The organism is Autumnicola edwardsiae (genome assembly GCF_031846505.1).
Classification (GTDB): domain Bacteria; phylum Bacteroidota; class Bacteroidia; order Flavobacteriales; family Flavobacteriaceae; genus Autumnicola; species Autumnicola edwardsiae.
The window spans coordinates 23,232-43,696 of the sequence record NZ_JAVRHP010000005.1 but is presented as its reverse complement, the minus strand read 5'-3'; the positions used below and the strand labels follow the sequence as shown (position 1 = coordinate 43,696).

Annotated in this window: 21 protein-coding genes; 10 read left to right on the top strand and 11 right to left on the bottom strand. The window is 38.4% G+C overall.

Annotated features, from left to right (window positions below):
* Window positions 1-12: 12 nt before the first annotated feature.
* Window positions 13-717, bottom strand: coding sequence for an SGNH/GDSL hydrolase family protein (locus tag RM529_RS01980; protein ID WP_311483073.1), 705 nt, complete (start codon window positions 715-717; stop codon window positions 13-15).
* A 209-nt stretch (window positions 718-926) separates the two neighbouring features.
* Between RM529_RS01980 and RM529_RS01975 the strand changes: the two genes are divergently transcribed.
* Both RM529_RS01975 and RM529_RS01970 read left to right on the top strand, forming a co-directional pair.
* Window positions 927-1,175 carry a hypothetical protein gene (locus tag RM529_RS01975; RefSeq protein WP_311483072.1) on the top strand — a complete coding sequence of 83 codons (249 nt, stop codon included), beginning with the start codon at window positions 927-929 and terminating at the stop codon, window positions 1,173-1,175.
* Window positions 1,172-1,552, top strand: coding sequence for a hypothetical protein (locus tag RM529_RS01970; protein ID WP_311483071.1), 381 nt, complete (start codon window positions 1,172-1,174; stop codon window positions 1,550-1,552). Before RM529_RS01975 ends, RM529_RS01970 begins: the two co-directional genes overlap by 4 nt.
* Before the next feature lie 22 nt (window positions 1,553-1,574).
* Here RM529_RS01970 and RM529_RS01965 read toward each other — a convergent pair whose 3' ends face one another.
* Together RM529_RS01965 and RM529_RS01960 are read right to left on the bottom strand one after the other, a co-directional pair.
* The gene (locus tag RM529_RS01965; protein WP_311483070.1) at window positions 1,575-2,582 is read right to left on the bottom strand and encodes a PLP-dependent cysteine synthase family protein; all 1,008 of its coding nucleotides are present in this window, start codon (window positions 2,580-2,582) and stop codon (window positions 1,575-1,577) included.
* A 102-nt stretch (window positions 2,583-2,684) separates the two neighbouring features.
* The gene (locus RM529_RS01960; RefSeq protein ID WP_311483069.1) at window positions 2,685-3,917 is read right to left on the bottom strand and encodes an ABC transporter permease; all 1,233 of its coding nucleotides are present in this window, start codon (window positions 3,915-3,917) and stop codon (window positions 2,685-2,687) included.
* Between the two features lie 9 nt (window positions 3,918-3,926).
* Between RM529_RS01960 and RM529_RS01955 the strand changes: the two genes are divergently transcribed.
* A complete protein-coding gene (locus RM529_RS01955) occupies window positions 3,927-5,165 on the top strand; it encodes an exo-beta-N-acetylmuramidase NamZ family protein (RefSeq protein WP_311483068.1) in 1,239 nt (412 codons plus the stop codon).
* A gap of 112 nt (window positions 5,166-5,277) precedes the next feature.
* Here RM529_RS01955 and RM529_RS01950 read toward each other — a convergent pair whose 3' ends face one another.
* The 4 genes from RM529_RS01950 to RM529_RS01935 all read right to left on the bottom strand — a co-directional run bounded on the left by RM529_RS01950 (window position 5,278) and on the right by RM529_RS01935 (window position 7,489).
* On the bottom strand, window positions 5,278-5,580 hold the full coding sequence (locus RM529_RS01950) for a helix-turn-helix domain-containing protein (protein WP_311483067.1): 303 nt from the start codon (window positions 5,578-5,580) through the stop codon (window positions 5,278-5,280).
* A gap of 43 nt (window positions 5,581-5,623) precedes the next feature.
* Window positions 5,624-5,965 carry a type II toxin-antitoxin system RelE/ParE family toxin gene (locus RM529_RS01945; RefSeq protein ID WP_311483066.1) on the bottom strand — a complete coding sequence of 114 codons (342 nt, stop codon included), beginning with the start codon at window positions 5,963-5,965 and terminating at the stop codon, window positions 5,624-5,626.
* A gap of 127 nt (window positions 5,966-6,092) precedes the next feature.
* Complete coding sequence (locus tag RM529_RS01940; RefSeq protein WP_311483065.1) at window positions 6,093-6,935, bottom strand: thioredoxin family protein; 843 nt, start codon at window positions 6,933-6,935, stop codon at window positions 6,093-6,095.
* A gap of 62 nt (window positions 6,936-6,997) precedes the next feature.
* The gene (locus RM529_RS01935; protein ID WP_311483064.1) at window positions 6,998-7,489 is read right to left on the bottom strand and encodes a YkgJ family cysteine cluster protein; all 492 of its coding nucleotides are present in this window, start codon (window positions 7,487-7,489) and stop codon (window positions 6,998-7,000) included.
* 11 nt (window positions 7,490-7,500) lie between these two features.
* On the opposite strand from RM529_RS01935, the gene RM529_RS01930 reads away from it, so the two are divergent.
* Both RM529_RS01930 and RM529_RS01925 read left to right on the top strand, forming a co-directional pair.
* A complete protein-coding gene (locus tag RM529_RS01930) occupies window positions 7,501-8,214 on the top strand; it encodes a class I SAM-dependent methyltransferase (protein WP_311483063.1) in 714 nt (237 codons plus the stop codon).
* Between the two features lie 80 nt (window positions 8,215-8,294).
* Window positions 8,295-9,065: a hypothetical protein gene (locus RM529_RS01925; protein WP_311483062.1), complete on the top strand. Its 771-nt coding sequence runs from the start codon at window positions 8,295-8,297 to the stop codon at window positions 9,063-9,065.
* Between the two features lie 298 nt (window positions 9,066-9,363).
* On the opposite strand, the gene recQ is transcribed toward RM529_RS01925, so the two are convergent.
* Complete coding sequence (gene recQ / locus RM529_RS01920) at window positions 9,364-11,562, bottom strand: DNA helicase RecQ (protein ID WP_311483061.1); 2,199 nt, start codon at window positions 11,560-11,562, stop codon at window positions 9,364-9,366.
* An 83-nt stretch (window positions 11,563-11,645) separates the two neighbouring features.
* Between recQ and RM529_RS01915 the strand changes: the two genes are divergently transcribed.
* Genes RM529_RS01915 through lptB form a run of 4 tightly spaced genes read left to right on the top strand, consistent with a single transcriptional unit; the run spans window position 11,646 to window position 14,595 of the window.
* A complete protein-coding gene (locus tag RM529_RS01915; RefSeq protein WP_311483060.1) occupies window positions 11,646-12,611 on the top strand; it encodes a KpsF/GutQ family sugar-phosphate isomerase in 966 nt (321 codons plus the stop codon).
* Entirely contained in the window at window positions 12,611-13,465 is an 855-nt protein-coding gene (gene tatC / locus RM529_RS01910) for a twin-arginine translocase subunit TatC (RefSeq protein ID WP_311483059.1), read from the top strand. Before RM529_RS01915 ends, tatC begins: the two co-directional genes overlap by 1 nt.
* Window positions 13,455-13,808: a carboxymuconolactone decarboxylase family protein gene (locus RM529_RS01905; RefSeq protein ID WP_311483058.1), complete on the top strand. Its 354-nt coding sequence runs from the start codon at window positions 13,455-13,457 to the stop codon at window positions 13,806-13,808. Before tatC ends, RM529_RS01905 begins: the two co-directional genes overlap by 11 nt.
* A 46-nt stretch (window positions 13,809-13,854) precedes the next feature.
* Window positions 13,855-14,595, top strand: coding sequence for an LPS export ABC transporter ATP-binding protein (gene lptB / locus RM529_RS01900; RefSeq protein ID WP_311483057.1), 741 nt, complete (start codon window positions 13,855-13,857; stop codon window positions 14,593-14,595).
* Between the two features lie 180 nt (window positions 14,596-14,775).
* Here lptB and RM529_RS01895 read toward each other — a convergent pair whose 3' ends face one another.
* Window positions 14,776-15,540: a CDP-alcohol phosphatidyltransferase family protein gene (locus RM529_RS01895; protein ID WP_311483056.1), complete on the bottom strand. Its 765-nt coding sequence runs from the start codon at window positions 15,538-15,540 to the stop codon at window positions 14,776-14,778.
* Window positions 15,541-16,216: 676 nt separating this feature from the next.
* Here RM529_RS01895 and lnt point away from each other — a divergent pair.
* Entirely contained in the window at window positions 16,217-17,803 is a 1,587-nt protein-coding gene (gene lnt / locus RM529_RS01890; RefSeq protein WP_311483055.1) for an apolipoprotein N-acyltransferase, read from the top strand.
* Between the two features lie 210 nt (window positions 17,804-18,013).
* On the opposite strand, the gene RM529_RS01885 is transcribed toward lnt, so the two are convergent.
* Both RM529_RS01885 and RM529_RS01880 read right to left on the bottom strand, forming a co-directional pair.
* Entirely contained in the window at window positions 18,014-19,408 is a 1,395-nt protein-coding gene (locus RM529_RS01885; RefSeq protein WP_311483054.1) for a sugar transferase, read from the bottom strand.
* 40 nt (window positions 19,409-19,448) lie between these two features.
* Entirely contained in the window at window positions 19,449-20,459 is a 1,011-nt protein-coding gene (locus RM529_RS01880) for a glycosyltransferase family 4 protein (protein ID WP_311483053.1), read from the bottom strand.
* Window positions 20,460-20,465: the final 6 nt, after the last annotated feature.

Here is a 20,465-nt window from a genome sequence, read left to right as displayed (position 1 = left end):
CAATTACATATATTATTCTGAAAGTTTTTCAGCAACTTTTGCCACAATATCCTCAACCCAATATCTATACATCAACCCACTGGGGTGGAGACCGTCCTGAGCGACCAGGTCCGGATCTCTCTCAGCTTCCCGGGAAATAGGAGTAATATTAAAAAAATCTACTTCATAGTCTTCAGCCACCCTTCTAAAAACCGCATTATATTCATCGATTTCTTCAGAAATAGCTTCAGCATTCGCCTGTCCAAAAGGAGTTGCACCATAATCTGGAATACTAAGTGCGAAGACTCCGTTTTCCCTGGTTTTACTGTGATTTATAGCCTTTCTAAAAACCTGCCTTAATTCCTCTTCATATTCATCAATAGGTTTATTTTGATACTGGTTATTAACACCAATTAGAATAGAAACCAGATCAAAATCCCGCTGTACATTCAGCTCATCCTCTATACCACGAAGCAAATTCCTGGTTGTCCAGCCCGTTTTGGCAATAATTTTTGGTGGCGCAACCTTATAACCCCTTTCTTTAAGGGCTTCCATTAACTGCACCGGCCATCGCTCATTCACCTCAACACTTTCACCAATAGTATAAGAATCACCCAAAGCCAGGTAGCTGTAATTCATATCTTCGGAATCTGTAACTTCTGAATTAGCTGTTTCTGAAGTGGAACTACAGGCAGACAAGAGGACTAAAAAAAGCAGAAAACTGATTGTTCTTTTCATAGGAAGAATTTAAGTTCAAAATAACCTATTTTTCAATAACTCAAAACTTTTTAATCTGCTTTTACTGAAATAGCTGTGTCTCTTAAAAAATCAGTCTTAAGGGCAAGTTAAACTTCCCTGAAAACAAGCAATAGTTTTGAATAATTGCACGCTTTAACTATCTTTTATTACTGAAGAATTAAACCTCTTCAACAATAAAGCAGAAACCTATGGAAGAGCCGGCTGAAAAAAGGAACAAATCCAATTCCAATCCCGAAAGGGATAGTGAGAATAATTTTAGGGAGGAAAGAGCCAGTCGTAGATCTGCCGCTTCCAAAAAAAAGATCGATAAAACCTCTTATAGAAAACATAAAAATCCAGTTATCAGGGCCCTTTCCAAAACAGGTTATACCGTCTGGATTGTGGTAATGGCCATTGGGCTGTTAATGGCTTTTATTGTTTCAGTAGCTTTGCTATGAAAATTCTTTACATTTCTTTTACAATATATGTACTTACTTTTATCTCCTTCGAAATCCTGAAATTCTTTGGAATTCCCCTTCCCGGCTGGACAACCTCCTATCTTAACGATTTCCTTTGCATGCCTATAGTGCTTACTGTATGTTTAAAAGCTGTTCACTTTATTGAAAAAAAATCTTCCATCACATTAAGCCTGCCTCAAATTTTGATCCTCACTTCTTTTTATGCCGTGTATTTTGAATTATTACTGCCGCAAATAAGTGCCCGCTACACCGCCGACTTTCTTGATGTTCTTATTTATTTCAGTGGAACATTTTTATTCTATTTTTTGCAGTATATAAGTTTCCGAAAATCAGGAAGAAACAGAAAAGCTGCCTGAATTGGGCAGCTTCTTTAAATTCTTAGGAAATTTCATCTTCCACCGGACCTTCATCCAGAAAGCCTTTTTTCCGCATCCAGTCATCATTAAACATCTTTCCGACATATCTGCTCCCGTGATCGTGAAATAGCACCACCACAACATCATCCTTCTTAAAATGTTCTTTTAACTGAAGCAGTCCTTTTGCTGCTGCCCCTGCACTGTTTCCCAGGAAGAAGCCTTCTTCCTTGGCCAGTTTTTGGGTGTAAATTGCCGCATCTTTATCGGTTACTTTGGTGAACCCGTCAATTATATTAAAATCTACGTTTTTTGGCAGGATATCCTCACCAATTCCCTCTGTTACATAGGGATAGATTTCATTTTTGTCGAATTCCCCGGTTTCATGATACTTTTTAAACACCGAACCATACGTATCGATTCCCCAAACTTTAATATCCGGATTTTTTTCCTTTAAAAATTTTCCAACTCCAGAAATGGTGCCTCCCGTACCAACACCAACAACAAAATGCGTTACTTTACCATCGGTTTGTTGCCAGATTTCGGGTCCGGTGGTTTCGTAATGCGCCCTGGTATTTGCCAAGTTGTCGTATTGATTCACATACCAGGAATTTGGCGTTTCTTCAGCAAGTCTTTTTGAGGTCGAGTAATAAGATTGCGGATCCTCTGGCGCAACATCTGTAGGGCAAACCACCACTTCACTGCCCACTGCCTTTAAAATGTCAATTTTCTCCTTGCTTTGTTTATCTGAAAGCACACAGACCATTTTATAACCTTTTACAATGGCGGCAAGTGCAAGGCCCATCCCCGTATTCCCAGAAGTTCCCTCTATGATTGTCCCGCCCGGCTTCAGCAAACCTTTTTCTTCAGCTTCTTCTACCATTTTTAGGGCCATCCTGTCTTTTACAGAATTTCCGGGATTAAAAGTTTCGTATTTGGCAAGTACAAGCGCATCGATGTCCTTTGTGATTTTATTCATTTTCACCAAAGGGGTGTTACCAATTGTACCTAGTATATTTTCTTTATAGTCCATGCTTCTTCTTTAGTTCGGCAAAGGTAAAAAATTGCACCCAAACCTCGTTGTTCAGTATTAAATTCGCAAAATAATTAGCAAAATACGTTCCGATAATTGCAATTATTCAAATTTCATGGCTTTAACCGGAGAAATTTTCGAAATAATTACTGAAGGTATCAGCAACATCAACATGCAGAGCACCAGAGTCCCAACGTTTACTGCCAAAATGTAATTCCAATGAAGATAAACAGGCACTTCGGTCACATAATAGGTGCGGGGATCTAACGGAAAAAGTTTAAAATATTTCTGAAGAACCAGCAAACCAAGCCCAATTAAATTTCCCCAGAACAAACCCTGGAAAATAAGGTAGGCGGCATTATAAAGAAAAATTTTCCTGATATTCCAATCTGTACTTCCCAAAGCTTTTAGAACACCTATCATTTGTGTTCTTTCCAGGATAAGGACCAGCAGCGCAGTGATCATGTTAATTCCTGCCACCAGGATCATAATACCAATAATAAGTGCTGTATTAAAATCAAAAAGGGACATCCACTCAAAAATGGCATAATACCTTTGGGTAATCGTTTGCGTATCCAGAAAAGAACCTGTATTCTCATACACTTCATTTCCTTTCCTGTCAATCTCATCAAAATCCTGGACAAAAACTTCAAAATTTCCTACCTCATCATCTTCCCACCTGTTTAAACGCTGAATATGCCTTATGTCCGCAATCATATACAGCTCATCAAACTCCTGAAAACCTGAATCGTAGATCCCCGTAATTTCAAAAGCCCGTAATAAAGGCCGCTCATTCTCTGCCCTTAAAAAATATGTTGGCGCCTGGTCCCCAACTTTAAGCTGAAGGCGGTTCGCCAAATAATCTGAAATTAAAACTTGATCATTTAAAGTACTATCAACATCTGGCAATTCTCCTCTTACCAAAAATTCCCTGAAGTATTCCCAGTTATAATCCTCTCCCACACCTTTCACTATCACGCCTTCAAAATCTGTCGCAGTCCGAATTACGCCAAATTTTGTGGCTACCGCCTGGATATGACTAATACCGTCTACGTTTTCAAAATCCGGATAAAAATCCTGATTTTTAGTAACAGGCTCCAACGTGACCTGCGAACTGTTATTATCGTAATTGGAAATATTGATATGGCCGTTAAAAGCCGCAATTTTATCCCTGATTTTCTCCTGAAGCCCAAGGGAAGCAGCAAAGGAAAGCAACATCATAATAACGCCAATAGCAATAGCAACCACAGCTATTTTCATTATAGGTGCAGAAATACTACTTTTATACTTTTTGGTGCTAATAAGCCGTTTTACAACGAAAAACTCGAAATTCAAACCAGTTCCATGATTAAAAGGTTATTCAAAAGTACATTTTTATTCGTTCTTATTGCTTTTCTTTCCTGCGGAAACACACACAATAAGCCGAAAATTGCCAAAAATCAGGTACCATCAAAAACAGAAGAAAACGCCGCTTCTTCTGAAGAAATTGTCTTGGCTGCAAACAGAACAGCTACTTATTTACCTCTGCTAAAAGGAAAAAAAGTTGGTATTATAGGGAACCAAAGTTCTCTTATTAAGAGAAGTAATCAAAAATATACCCATTTAGTAGATTCGCTGCTTGCTTTAAATGTTGACGTACAAAAAGTTTTTGCTCCGGAACATGGTTTTCGCGGAAATGCCGATGCCGGCGAGGCTGTAAAAGACGGAAAAGATCCGAAAACAAGGCTTCCGGTTATCTCCCTCTACGGAAACAATAAAAAACCGACAGCAGCGCAACTGGAAGGGATTGATATTCTCATTTTTGACCTTCAGGATGTGGGAGCGAGATTCTACACTTACATTTCTTCCCTGCATTATGTGATGGAAGCTGCCGCCGAAAATAACATTCCCGTACTTGTTTTTGACCGCCCGAATCCGAATGGAAATTATATTGACGGACCTATTCTTGAACCGCAGCACCAAAGTTTTGTGGGCATGCATCCTGTACCAGTGGTCCATGGACTCACAATGGGAGAATATGCACAAATGATTAATGGAGAAGGATGGCTTAAAAATGGCGCAAAAGCAGATTTACAGGTTATAGAAATGGAAAATTATAACCACTCAAAAAGTTATGCTCTTCCTGTGAAACCATCGCCAAATTTGCCAAATGAACAAGCTATCCAGCTTTATCCCAGTCTGTGCTTTTTTGAAGGCACCAATGTGAATGCCGGCCGGGGAACAGAAAAGCAATTTCAGGTTTATGGATCTCCATTTCTAAACAAAGAAGTTTACAACTTTACCTACACACCAGAGTCAATGCCGGGTGCTAAAAATCCGAAACACCTTGGAAAAACCTGCTTTGGAGAAGATCTCAGCAAAATTGAAGTTCCGGAAAAAATAAATCTGGAATGGCTAATACAGGCTTATCAAAATACTTCAGACAAATCTCAATTTTTCAATTCCTTCTTCACCAAACTTGCGGGTACAACAAAACTTCAGCAGCAAATAGAAATCGGACTTTCAGCCGAAGAAATCAGGAAAAGCTGGAAAGAAGGACTGGAAGCTTTTCAACAAAAAAGGGAGCAATACTTGTTGTATTAACTCCCTTGTTTTGTTGTAGCGTAATAAATATCACTTTATACTCTAACGCTCGAATTAACAATATCTCCACAATTGCAGCTTACATTTGCCACTAGAACTTTTTCACTTCATTTTAAACGTCAAGTGATAATTTTAAGCTTCCGCCTAATCCTTCTCGAATTATTCTCATCAAGGTCGAGAGTCGGATATCGCTGGCATTATTTTCAATTCTCGAAATATAGTTTTTTGTCGTCCCTACTTTCTTAGCGAGTTGTTCTTGTGTCAGATGCTGTTTTTTTCTTGCTTCTTGAATTAAAACACCAATTTTATAAGTCTCAAATTCTTCCTGGAATTTGTCACGCGATTCAGTTCCGGATTTACCGTATTGTTCGTCCAAATGGTCATCAAATGATGTTATTCTTTTATCTGTTTTCATAACTCTAATATCGCATTGTAATATTGTTACCGCCTTCATTTTATTATTTCCCCTCCAAATATTCCTTTTTTAATCTTTCCGCTTTTTTAATTTCCTTTTTGGGTGTTTTCTGCGTTTTCTTTTGAAAACCGCTCAATAATATAATTAAATTACCCTCATCGAAAAAACAGAAAATGCGAAATATTCCATTTCCTGCTGAAATTCGCACTTCCCACAATCCATCCGTATTTGTAAGATATTTTAAAAATTTTTCTGGCACAATACGAGTGGTTTTTAAAACCAAAAGTGTCCAGTCAATCTTCTTACGAACAGCGAGCGGCTGTTTTAAATAAAAATCCTTGAAATGATTCTTATAAATTCCGATTTCTCGTTTAAATTCGTTCAATCCTGAGCGTTGTAAAGATTCAGTTCAAAGTTACCTAAAAAGGTAATGTTTTCCAACTGCATAAAACGAATTGTGATTTAAAAGATAACCTTCAGTATTAATGGCAACTTTAAGTAATTGCCAACAATTAAATTTCTCCGAAGAGAATTTTAGCTTTTTGAGTGAATTCATCACTGGTATCGTAGGTGCTGAGACTTTCCTTCCATTCAGATTTTCCCGCAACATCCATACCTCTTGAACAACAATAATTTAGGTAGTAGTAGAGACTAAGATTCTTATCATTTATCTCTTCCAGATTAAAGTTCCTAGCCATTTTCCTTGCTACCTTATCGTAGTCTCCGGAATACAAAATTGGCACCAACTCCAACAGCTCAATCTGCTGGTTTACCCAATCGTAATTAGACTGCTTTTTGTCCAATAGTTTACTCGCATCTTTTAAATATTTCTCAGATACGCGCAGTACATTTTCTCGCACGTCTTCTTCCAGGTAAAGGCTAAAATCCTGATATTTCCTTGCAAGCCTAAGTGCAGTATGATATTTCTGACTCTTAAAATAAGCAATGGATTCCATCTGCACAAAAGAAGTCTGAAGCGAATAATCCTTTAAAAGCCTGGCTACTTCTGCTTTAGACATGTATCCCTTCTTATGAAATACTACATCTCCATTTCCGTTTAAAATAAAAACATCTGGAATGGCCCTAACATTATATTCGTTTGCTAAACCACTTTCCTGATCAATATCGATTTTTACCGGAACAAAATTTTGCATTAAGGCTTCAATTTCAGGATCTTTCCAGGATTCCGCATCCATCATCCTGCAAGGGCCACACCAGGTTGCCCAAAAATCGACTATAATAAATTTGTTTGTGCCCAAGGCCAGCTTCTTGGCATCTTCTAAAGATGTAAGCCAGTTAGCAGCATAAGAGTTAAAACTAAAGAAGATCAGAACCAAAAAAGTAATTTTTTTCATAAAACAAGAAGTTCCCTGCAAAATAGAATTTCTCTTAAAATCCTCCTAAAAATCCAGGAAATTTATTTTATCCTGGCTTTCATTTTCTCCACAATATTGTACGCAGCCGGGCAAATAGCTGTGTTTTTAATAGTCAAATTGGAAATTTTATGAAAATCTTTACGATCGGTATGCGGGTATTCACGGCAGGCTTTTGGCCGTACATCATAAATAAGACAATAATTATCTGGAGCGAGAAATGCGCATGGAACTTCCTGCAACACGTAATCTTTATCCTCATCTACCCGCAAATACTGCTCAATAAACTGCTGCGGCTTCAGCTTTAAATGCTTACTTATTTTTTCAATATCTTTATTGGTAAAAAGCGGGCCCGTGGTTTGACAGCAATTTGCACAATCAAGGCAATTGGTTTGCGCAAATTCCTCTTCATGCAAGTCCTGCATTTGCCTGTCCAGGTCCTTTGGGGGTTTCTTTTTAAGCCTTGAGAAAAATTTCTTATTTTCCTTATGCTTATCTTTGGCCTTTTCCGGAAGGTTTTCTAAAATTTCCTGCATACGGCAAAGATATGAATAACAAGCACAACGATATATTCGGAAAAGCAATTTCCGCTTATTTTCACCAGAAAGATGAAACGGACATTACTGTACATTCTCCCGATTTTGATGATGACGTAATTCCCGTTCCTTATCTCTTCAGAAATTTCAGGGAAATGCCTGAAATTGAACAGGTAGCGTTAAAAACCTGCTACGGAAAAGTTCTCGATGTTGGCTGTGGCGCAGGCAGTCATTCACTTTATCTTCAGAACAAAAAAAAGTTACAGGTTACTGCTATAGATACTTCTGAAGGGGCTACCGAAATTTGCCATTTAAGAGGAGTAAAGGATACGCGGAATGTAAATTTCTTCGATCTTAAAGATCAAAAGTTTGATACTATTCTTATGCTAATGAATGGCACAGGAATTATTGGAAATCTTAAAAACCTGAATTTTTTCTTTAAACATCTTTTATCCATTTTAAATCCCGGTGGGCAGTTACTTATAGATTCTTCCGATTTAAATTATTTACAGGATGACGGGGATGAGGAACTAGAAAATAAATACATTGGAGAACTTCAGTTTCAGTTAAGTTATAAGGGCGAAAAATCAGAACCGTTTGATTGGCTCTATATAGATTTTGATTCGCTGAAGTATATTGCAGATTACAATAACTTTGACTGTGAATTGTTAAAAAACGGACCTCATTACGATTATCTGGCCAGATTACAACCAAAGAAGAAGTAATTTTATAATTTAGGTGCCCGAAATATAAAGCAACAGGTTAGAAAATGCATTTTGAGAAGAAAAAATTTAATGCTACAAATTTGAAGATCAATAAATTTCTTCTCATCCTTTGCATTTTAAGCTTTACCATTTCCTGCAGTACAGAGGAGGAGGAACTTAGCGACAGAATAGACAAAAGCGTAAACTTGCGCGGATTAGGCGATTCGGCAAGGGAACTTTTGAGTGACGAGGAATTTAAATCCATGAATGTAGAAATGGTTTATGTGGAAGGGAATCAACCTGCAGAGGCCGCCCTTAACAGCTTTAAGTCTTTTCTCGAAAAGAGGACTTTTAAACCCGATGGCATCAATATTTCATTACGCGCCGTCCCTTCTTCTGGAAAAGCGCCTTTTTCTATTGAAGAAGTTGTTGAAATTGAGAAAGAAACCCGGACTGTTTATAACGCCGGTGACGAAATTGCAGTTTACATTTATTTTGCCGATGGTAGCCATGAAGGTGACGAGAACAACAAGTTCACGTTAGGATCGGCTTACAGAAATACTTCAATGGTTATTTATGAAGAGACAATTAGAAACTTTTCTTCCGGCATGGGTTCCCCGTCCAGGAGCACTGTTGAAGCTGCAGTACTAAATCATGAGTTTGGCCATTTGTTCGGATTGGTAAATATAGGAACAGAACCACAATCTGACCACGCAGATCCCGAAAATGACGGGCATTGTAACACTTCAGGCTGTTTAATGCGGGCTTCCATAGAATTTGGAAGTGGAATCCTGAATTTAATCGATGAAAATGGTGTTCCGGAACTGGACGCCGAGTGCATCAGGGACCTCCAATCCAACGGGGGTCGATAATTGGCAATTTTGAAGGCACACTCTTTTCGGTATATTCAGAATTTTAAAATCAATAATTGCATTTTTGAAGCCCAGGCTTTTTGGAAGCAGTTAAATAGTAAAAGGACAATAACTGCCATCTTCAGCATCATTTCTTTTTTTAAAATCTCAGTTAATCGGCGTCATCTGCGGGAAAATTTTATTGTATATGTAGTATAAAACCGATAATTGACAATTTTGAGGTCGCACTTTTTTCCGCCGAGTTGTGAAACTGACAACTGACAACCCATAACCCATTTTCACTTTTCACTCAAAAAGACTAATTAGCAACTTCACTTATAAATTTAATGCGGTAAAGACGTAGCTCCTCGTCATCATAATCCCCGTCAAATTCCTCTAAAGCATCGTCGATCTTATCGGTTTCGGCTTCAAGAAAATATTCGTGAATTTCTTCCTGCTGGTCTTCATCCAGAATATCCTGAAGGTAATAATCGATATTAAGTTTTGTCCCGCTATATACAATTGCTTCCATTTCCTTGATAAAATCGTCCATTTCCATTCCTTTAGCTGAAGCAATATCGTCTAATGGCAATTTTCGATCTACACTTTGGATAATATATAGCTTAAGTGCAGAATTTGCTCCGGTAGATTTTACTACAAGATCATCTGGCCGGGTAATATCGTTTTCTTCGACATAGCGGTCAATAAGCTGAACGAATTCTTTGCCGTATTTTTTAGCTTTCCCTTCTCCTACCCCAAAAATATTACCTAATTCTTCAATGCTTACGGGATATTTCAAGGCCATATCTTCCAAAGATGGATCCTGAAAAATTACAAATGGCGGCAGCTCCATTTTTTTGGCAATTTTCTTCCTTAGATCTTTCAGCATTTTTACAAGTTGCTGATCTATTGCTCCACCCGCTTTTTTTGATGCTGAAGGTACCGCCTCTGTAGTACTATCGAAAATATGATCTTCGGTCATCATGAAAGAAGTAGGCTGCTGAAGATATTCTTCGCCCGCCGGGGTAATTTTTATGACTCCGTATGTTTCGATGTCTTTCTTCAAATAACCTTGTACCAGCACCTGCCGAATGAGTGCCATCCAAAATTTGCTGTCCTTATAACTTCCTTTACCAAACAGAGGGTGTTCATCTGTTCGATGGGAGGAGATCATAGCGTTCGATTTCCCTTGTAACGTCTTTACAAGATCTTTTGATTTATAAAGTTCTTTTGTCTCTTTTACAGTTTTAAGCAACAGCGCCACTTCATCCTTTGCTTCTACATGTGACTTAGGATAGCGCATGTTATCGTCCATAGCAGCACCTTCACCTGTTTCCTGATCAAATTCTTCCCCAAAATAATGTAGGATAAATTTTCTTCTGGAAATAGATGTTTCAGCATAAGCCACGATTTCCTGCAAAAGGGCATGCCCAATCTCCTGTTCAGCAACAGGCTTGCCGCTCATAAATTTTTCCAGCTTTTCAATATCTTTATAAGAATAAAAAGCAAGGCAGTGGCCTTCTCCCCCATCACGGCCAGCGCGACCTGTTTCCTGGTAATAACTTTCTATACTTTTGGGAATATCGTGGTGAATTACAAACCGCACATCTGGTTTATCGATTCCCATTCCAAACGCTATTGTGGCCACCACCACATCTATATCTTCCATAAGGAACATATCCTGATGCCTGGACCTGGTCTTAGCCTCAAGACCAGCGTGATAAGGCACTGCACTTATTCCATTTACCTGAAGCGTTTGAGCTAGTTCCTCAACTTTTTTCCTGCTAAGGCAGTAAATAATACCCGATTTCCCTTCGTTCTGCTTTACAAACCGAATAATATCAGCATCGACATTTTTTGTCTTTGGTCTTACTTCGTAATAAAGGTTTGGCCGGTTAAAACTTGCCTTAAAAGTTTTGGCATCTGTGATTCCAAGGTTTTTCAGGATATCCTCCTGCACCTTTGGAGTTGCAGTTGCGGTAAGGGCAATAATTGGGATATTATCTCCTATACGTTTTATAATGTGGCGAAGGTTGCGGTATTCTGGCCTAAAATCATGGCCCCATTCACTAATACAATGCGCTTCATCTATGGCTAAAAAAGAAATAGTCTGCCCCCTTAAAAATTCCACATAATCCTCCTTGGTCAGAGATTCGGGGGCCACATAAAGCAGTTTAGTTATTCCGTTACTGATATCCTCCTTTACTTGCCGTACTTCGGTTTTATTAAGCGAAGAATTAAGAACGTGGGCAACCCCGTGTTGTGAAGAAATCCCACGAATTGCGTCTACCTGGTTTTTCATTAAGGCAATTAATGGAGAAACCACAATCGCTGTACCATCGGCAATAAGGGCCGGAAGTTGGTAGCACAATGATTTTCCTCCCCCGGTTGGCATTACCACAAATGTATCTTTTCCTTTTACGATACTGGTAATGACTTGTTCCTGAAGCCCTTTGAACTGACTAAACCCAAAGTATTTCTTCAGTTGTTGATGTAAATCAATTTCCGTCAAACTCATTCAATTGTCTTACAATTTTACATACATTTGCAATACTAAATATACATATTTCTTTAGGACTTACAATTCATAATTCATCTAATTTGAAACTTCAAGAGAAAATTCTAACTGCTGCAAAAGAGACTATTTCTACCGAAGCCAAAGCGATTGCAAATTTAGAGCACTTGATAGATGAGGAGTTTGTTGAGGCTGTGGAAACTATTTACAATTCTACCGGAAGAGTTATTGTTACCGGCATAGGAAAAAGTGCAGTTATTGGCAATAAAATTGTTGCTACTCTCAACTCTACCGGCACTCCGGCTGTTTTTATGCATGCCGGCGATGCCATTCACGGAGACCTTGGTACTATCCAGAAAGAGGACGTGGTTCTTTGTATTTCGAAGAGTGGAAATAGTCCGGAAATAAAGGTCCTCGTTCCATTTATTAAGAATTTCAACAATACCCTTATTGCCATTACAGGCGATAAATCTTCTTTTCTTGGTCAGGCTGCAGATTTTGTCCTTAATTCTTACGTAGAGAAGGAAGCTTGTCCGAATAATCTTGCACCAACAACAAGCACAACTGCTCAATTGGTAATAGGTGATGCTGTGGCAATCTGTCTTTTAAAGCTAAGAGGTTTTTCCAGGAAAGATTTTGCCAAATATCATCCCGGTGGCTCTCTCGGTAAGAAATTATATCTACGAGTTAGCGACATCACCAGTCAAAACCAAAAACCTCGGGTCTCTCCTGAAAGTAACATAACTGAAGTTATTTTGGAAATTTCAGAAAAAATGTTGGGTGTTACTCCGGTTATAGAAAATAATGAAATTATAGGTATAATTACAGACGGAGATATTAGAAGAATGCTTAAAAATAATGAGGAAATTAAAGGCCTCACAGCAAAAGATATTATGAGTGCGAACCCTAAAATCATTAGTCATAATGCATTAGCGGTTGATGCTCTTGAGATTATACAGGAAAACAAAATTTCCCAATTACTCGCCGCTGAAAACGGAAGGTACACCGGTGTGGTACACCTTCATAACTTAATACGCGAAGGAATTTTATAATGAAAAAAATCGCTTCTCCTCAACCACCTGAGCAGGAACAGGAAATGTCTTTCCTGGATCACCTGGAAGACCTTAGATGGCATCTTATTAGAGCCACACTTTCTGTTGTAATAGCAGCAGCAATTGCCTTTTTGGCAAAAAGTTTTATTTTTGATGTTCTGCTTTTTGGACCAAGCAGGGGTAGCTTTTTCTCTTATAGCATGCTCTGCCGTATTTCGAACTTTATTGGGATTGATGGCGGATTTTGTTTTGACGAAATGCCTTTCAGGATACAAAGTAGAACAATGGGTGGACAGTTTTCAGCACATGTCTGGACCTCCATAACAGCAGGTTTTATTGTCGCCTTTCCTTATGTAATCTATGAATTCTGGAAATTTGTAGCTCCAGCCATGCACGAATATGAAAGAAAAAATGCAAAAGGTTTTATTTTTGTTTCCTCAATGCTCTTTTTCCTTGGTGTACTATTTGGATATTATGTTGTAACTCCTTTATCAATTAATTTCCTGGGGAAATACCAGGTAAGTGAAACCGTTTTTAATGACTTCGATCTTAGCAGTTATATAAGTCTTGTTAGAGCCTCAGTTTTGGCCAGCGGACTTATTTTTGAACTGCCGATCGTTATTTACTTCCTTACAAAAGTAGGAGTGGTAACTCCCGATTTCCTGAGGAAGTATAGAAAATACGCCCTCGTTATCGTATTAATACTCTCTGCAGTCATTACACCACCGGATATTGTAAGTCAGATAATTGTTGCTATTCCGGTGCTTATTTTATATGAGGTAAGTATTTTTATTTCAAAGGTGATCTATAAAAGAGAGTTAAAAAATTTAAAGAAAAAAGGTGATGGCCAATAAAGTAGAAGATTTTAATATATACAGGCAGCAAATGAATGATAAAATCCTGAATGAGAACAATAAAGTTCTTAAAAGGATTTTTAACCTGGACACCAACGCTTTTACAGAAGGAGTACTGGACAAAAAAACTAAGGAACTGCTTGGCCTGGTAGCCTCTGTGGTCCTGAGATGTGATGATTGTGTAAAATATCATCTGGAATCCAGCTATAAGCAAGGTGTGGCACGTGAGGAAGTTATGGAAACCTTGAGTATCGGAACTCTTATTGGGGGAACCATCGTAATTCCACATTTGCGAAGAGCTTTTGAATATTGGGAAGCATTGGAAGAAACTAAAGAAGGATAATTATTTTGGTATAATTACTGCTTCAATCAGCATTAAATAATCAGGAATGAAATTACGCGCCGAGAAGTTAGTAAAATCTTATAAAGGACGAGAAGTTGTTAAAGGCATTTCCCTGGAAGTAAACCAGGGAGAAATCGTTGGTTTGCTGGGTCCAAACGGAGCCGGAAAAACCACTTCTTTTTATATGATTGTAGGACTAATTAAGCCTAACAGCGGCGACATTATCCTAGATAAGATCAATATTACTAAATATCCTATGTACAAGCGGGCGCAAAATGGTATAGGATATCTGGCTCAGGAAGCATCTGTCTTTAGAAAATTAAGTATTGAAGACAATATTATGAGCGTATTGGAGCTCACCTCACTTTCTAAAAAAGAAAGGCAAATAAAGATGGAGTCACTTATAGAAGAATTTGGACTGGGCCACATTCGTACAAATCGTGGTGATTTGCTAAGCGGTGGAGAGCGACGGCGTACCGAAATTGCCAGGGCACTTGCTACCGATCCTAAATTTATTCTTCTGGATGAGCCCTTTGCCGGTGTTGATCCTGTTGCGGTGGAAGACATTCAGAGAATTGTAGCACAGCTGAAAAATAAGAATATCGGCATTTTAATTACAGATCACAACGTACAGGAAACACTTGCCATCACCGACCGTACCTATCTTATGTTTGAAGGTAATATTTTAAAACACGGCCAACCTGAAGAATTAGCTGAAGATGAAATGGTAAGAAAAGTTTACCTGGGTAAAAATTTCGAACTCCGTAAAAAGAGACTTTTTGATTAGATACTGTTGCCTGTTGTGGGTTTTGGGTGGTCAGTTTGTGGAGTGTGGAGTTCTGAATAGGGTTGACCTTTTTTGAAGTTGATTATTGGCTCGCACGTCTTATTCAAAAAAATCTTTACATTCTTTCCTCTCTTCTCTTTTTTAAAACTTTTACAAACTCTCACTATTCACCACTCACCATCATTCCAACACCTTCTTCTGATCCCCAAAAATAAGGGACAACAGCACATAACTGATAATAATTACTGGTATAGCGGCAAACTGAAGCAGAATAACCAGGATGAGACAAAGCAGAATAAAAATGTACCTCAGCTTATTATTTGTAAATGACCAGTCAGAAAATTTAAGTGCAAATAATTTTACTTCAGCATTTAAAAGATAACAACTCAGCAAGGTTAGTCCTATAAGGAACCATTCATTCAGGATTAGAGAAGAGACAATTTCTCCCGGCTGAAAGGAAAGAATTAACGGTAAACTCAAAATAAGCAATGCGTTGGCGGGTGTAGGAAGGCCTATAAAAGAATCGGTTTGCCTGTCGTCTACATTAAATTTTGCAAGCCGGTAAGCAGATGCCAGTATAATCAAGAGACCAATAAGGGCAAGATTATTAAAATTCCACTCCATAAAAGTATCATCTACATTCCAGTCGGTAGAAGTCCCACTGCTGGTATTGGGAAGCGCAATATTCAGCATTTGATACATTACAATACCGGGTACAACACCGCTCGTTACAGCATCTGCCAAAGAATCTAATTGAAGCCCCACCTCACTTTTTACATCCAAAGCACGAGCTGCCAACCCATCAAAAAAATCAAAAAATATCCCCAGGGCAACAAATAAAGCTGCCATTATGAGACTGCCCTGTACAGCAAAAATAACGGCAATGCTGCCACTTAACAAGTTTAGAAGTGTAATGAAATTGGGGACGTGCCTCTTTAGATCCATAAAAAATTTTGTATGAAGATACTAAAGTAAGAATAAATATGACGTATCTGTTGTTCGTAGTTTATGGTTTAGCGTTTCAGTTGTTTGTGGTTTGTGGTTTGTGGTTTGTGGTTTGTTTGTCTGTTTGTCTGTTTGTCTGTTTGTCTGTTTGTCTGTTTGTCTGTTGACTATCTAAAAGAGTTAAAAAGTTAAAGAGCTAAAAATAAAAGACACACCACACACTTAAAGTTCAATTAGGAATGAGGCACCAATCAAATGTGGAGTTTGAATATAAAATCTAATGGCAGCCTCAAATGGCAAATATCGACCTATAGTTTATACCACAAATACACAAATAATTTTCTCCAAAAAGTGACGAGTGAAAATAGGAAAGTTGATCTTCTTTCCTGTATCATCTCAAAAAGTCAAGTGCCAAAAATGGCAATTATCGGCCTATAGTTTCGCCACGAGTACACCATAAATTCCCCTGCAAAAAAGTGAAGAGTGGAAAGTGGAGAGTTCGTTTTTTCCTCTTTCCTCTTTCCTCTTTCCTCTAAAAAGTTACACCTCAAAAATGGCAATTATCGACCTGTACAAAAACACTACTTCAACAATTGGCACAATAATAGGTTTATGCTTACCAGTTTGTTATTTTTGAATGCTCCTACAATTCATCAGTGAAAAAGAGATATCCGGAATGAAAAATATTTTACTGGCATTTTTAAGCGGAATTATACTGGCGCTGGGTTGGCCTACTTACGGTTTTCCATTCTTACTATTTGTTGCTTTCACACCCCTTTTAATCGCGGAATTTAGAATCAGAAATTTCTATGCTTACAGCAAGTTAAAGGTTTTTGGCGTGGCTTACCTCACGTTCTTTATCTGGAACCTTATTACCACCTATTGGATCTATTTTTCCACTCCTTTTGGCGGGACCTTCGCTATTCTTGCGAATTCGTTGCTCATGAGCCTGGTGTTCCTTATTTATCATGTGGTAGCTAAGAGGGTCAATTTTACCGCAGCTTCATCATTCCTGGTTAGTATTTGGATCGTTTTTGAAAAAATTCATCTTAGTTGGGATTTTTCCTGGCCGTGGCTTAACCTGGGCAATGGATTTTCAGAATATCATAATCTGATTCAGTGGTATGAATACACCGGTACTTTTGGCGGTACGTTGTGGATCTGGCTTGTTAACATCGCTGTTTTTAAAGCAGTTTTACTTTACCGGGAATATCGTGATAAGGCAGTTATCTACCGCGGAATATTTAAAATTACACTCCTTCTGCTTATCCCTATTTCTGCCTCCTATATTATTCGGAATACTTATGAAATGCCGGAAAGATCCATGGAAGCCGTTGTTCTACAACCCAATATCAATCCTTATACCGAAAAATATAATACGAACGACACCCGTATTGCCGAATTACTCACCAATTTAACCGAAGAAAATACAACACAGTCTACAGATCTTCTTGTTGCTCCCGAAACAGTCTTTGCAGATGGTACTGTGTTACAGCAATTTGAAAATTCTGAAGCAGCTTATTTTGGACGACAGATCGTAAGGAAGTACGATAATTTGAATTTTTTGGGTGGCGTCTCCTTTTATCAACGCTTTAGTGATCCTGCCCAGGTGCGTCCGCAAAGCAATCAGATAGGAACAAACGACTGGTACGACGACTACAATTCGGCTTTTTTAATAAGTGATGGTGAGTCGCAACTCTATCATAAGTCAAAGTTGGTCGTTGGGGTTGAAAATTTTCCGTATCAGAGTTTTTTAAAGCCGATTTTAGGGGATATAATGATTGATTTAGGCGGAACAGTGGCCATGAAAACCACTCAACCGGACCGTGAAGTTTTTAAACTCGATAATGGTGCTTTTGCGGCCCCCATTATTTGTTACGAATCTGTGTATGGTGAATATGTTACCGGTTATGTAAAAAATGGAGCCGAATTTCTTGCAATTATCACCAATGATGCCTGGTGGGGAGACACACAAGGCCACCAGCAGCATTTAAGTTATGCAAAATTAAGAGCTATTGAAACCCGAAAATCTGTAGTACGAAGTGCCAACACCGGAATTTCTGCTTTTATAAACCCTCTTGGCGATGTTGGTAAGACTTTGGAATACGAAAAACGCGGAAGCATTAAATCTGAAGTATTTCTAAATGATGAAAAAACTTTTTATGTAGAATACGGCGACTATATCGCCCGCGTAGCTCAGTTTCTGGCACTTTTTCTCTTCTTATTTGCTATGGTAAAGTATAAACGGCACAGACCGTTGTAAGTTAGTTGTTCGTCGTTTGTAGTTTGTTGCTTGGTTTTAGCACAAATGAAAAGGTGAGCACGGTGGAATGTAATCTTCAGTTGTGAGATGTCTTTTGTCGGTTAAAAAGTGGAGAACGGAAAGTTTAGGGAAACGCAGGCAAACGTTAAACTTTAAACTTTTCAACCACGGTCTACTCCGAACTCCGAACTATAAACTCTGAACTTCTCATCATTGTCCTCTATAGAAAATAACCGTACTAAACGTTTTTAGTAGAATATCAATATCAAGAAATAATCCCCTGTGCTTGATGTAGTACAAGTCATATTGAAGTTTTTCCAGGCTGTCGGTATGGGAAGTTCCGTAGTTGGCCATTACCTGCGCCCAGCCGGTGAGCCCCGGTTTTATTACATGCCGCGTTTCATAAAACGGAATTGCTTCAGATAATTCTTTTACAAAAACCGGTCTTTCGGGACGGGGTCCTATCATGCTCATTTCCCCCTTAAGCACGTTTAGAAACTGCGGAATTTCATCTATTCTTGAACGTCTTAAAAATTTTCCGAAGGGAGTAACCCGAAGATCATCCTTTTGTGCATACTGCGGTCCTGTGACCTCAGCATCGTGAAGCATTGTCCTGAATTTCAGGATTCGAAAAGGTTTTCCGTATTTCCCTATCCTTGTTTGAGAATAAAATAACTCCCCCCTGTTTCCAACCAGGTTACCCAGCACGATAAAAGGTAAGATAAATAAGCCAAAAAGTATGCCTGCAACAGCAGCGATTACATCAAAAATGCGAAAAGACAACCTGTAAAACTGATTTGCATTATTCCGGCTAAAAGGAAAGTAACGATAAAAATCCTTGTCCACCTTGTCTACAGGAATCCTCCTCGTGGTTTCCTCATAAACATGATAATAATCACGTATAGGAAATCCCTTCATTAGCAACTCATTAAGCTGGTTGTAAAGGGTAATCATCAAATTTCTTTTATGTGCATGTGCCACAATAACTTCATTAATATGGTACTCCTCAACCACAGCAGATAATTCTTCAACTTTAAAGCGTGTTAAACCTTCATAATCAAACCCGGCATCGTATTCCTTTTCTGTATTAATAAATCCAATGACAGAATAATTAGGATCAGAATTGCGAAGTGTCTCTGCAATTAACTTAATATCAAAAGAATCGCCCACAACGAGCACCCGTTTATAAAAACGCGGAGTGGTGATTAATGCTATATAAGCATACCGCCACAGCAACAATATCCCGGCAATGGAAAGAAAAAAGAAAAGGATTTGCAAGCGGTTTTCCGGTAAACTGGGTGTGATAAAAGGAGTTAAAATGTAAAAAAGTACTGTGAGGGAAGTAGCGAGGACCACATTCTGAAAAACTTTATCAAACCTACTGGCCTTCTGAAGGTCATACAGTTCAAAAACGGTCGCAAAAAAATTTAAAAAAGCAACAAGAACCACGGTCCACACCCAATATTGGCTGTCTATCCTGAAATAACTAAATTGAAAGACTACACCTACAATACTCAGCGCAAGCAGTACGAAAAAGGTGTCAAAAAGGCGCAGAAATATCTTTCGCTCGGAGATTTCGAAATGAAATAGTGGCTTATCAGACATTTGTAGGTTAATTGGGGCAATGGCGGTAAAGATATAATTTTTAGCTCAGCAATTCCAACCAATCGTCTTTAACTCTTCTCCAGTCATAAATCTCAGCTTCTTCCCGGGCATTACGGCTAAAGCTTTCTGCCTTACCGGGATTATGAATTAAAAAGCGAATTGCCTCAGCAGCTTCAACTTCGTCATTTTTATTTATAAGAAGGCCCTGCTCCCCGTTCCTGATTAAATACGGAATACCTCCTACATTGGTAGAAATTACAGGTAAACCTAATGCCATTGCTTCAATCACACTTACCGGAGCATTATCTGTATTGGCAGTATTAAAAAAAATATCATATCCTGAAGCTAATTTGAGCCATTCTTTTTTTCGGAGTTTCCCCGTGAATTTAACCGGAAGGCTGTGAACTTTAGCAAATTTCCTGCAAATTTCAAGGCTCCCATCTTTTTCCGGGCCAACCATACAAAGTTCAGCATCGGGAAAATCTCTTATTATTATCTTCAAAACCTTTAAAGCCAGCATAGGATTATATACTTCTGCAAAGGATCTCACCCAGATTATTTTAGGACGAATTTTCTTACGTAAACTGAACTTATAAGTTTCAAGCGGAATGGAATTCGGGATATACTTTAGATTATCAAAGCCATATTCTTTAAAAATTTCCATAAAATACCGTGAAGGCGCTACATTGCAATAAGCCTTTCCAAATAATTTATTACAGGCATCTTTGTTTTCTTTTAACCGCTGTTCAAGATTTCCGCCATGTAAAATTGGTATATAAGGGATTTTAAGGATTCTGCACAGCCTTGCACACTGCACGGCATACAAAAAATTCTTTGTGCTATAGGTATCGATCAGTACAAGATCTGAGCTTCGAAAATTTGCTACAATTACCTGCAACATATCCAGCAACCTTAAAATCTTGTTTTTTTTTGAAGAGGCCGTCTTGAGGTAAAAGCCCTGTTCTCTCAGTAATTCTGAAAGCGTATCTATAGCCGTGGGCGAAGCTCCGTGTTTTTCAAGCTTATTACCAATATAGATAAGTCGCTTCATTCAAAT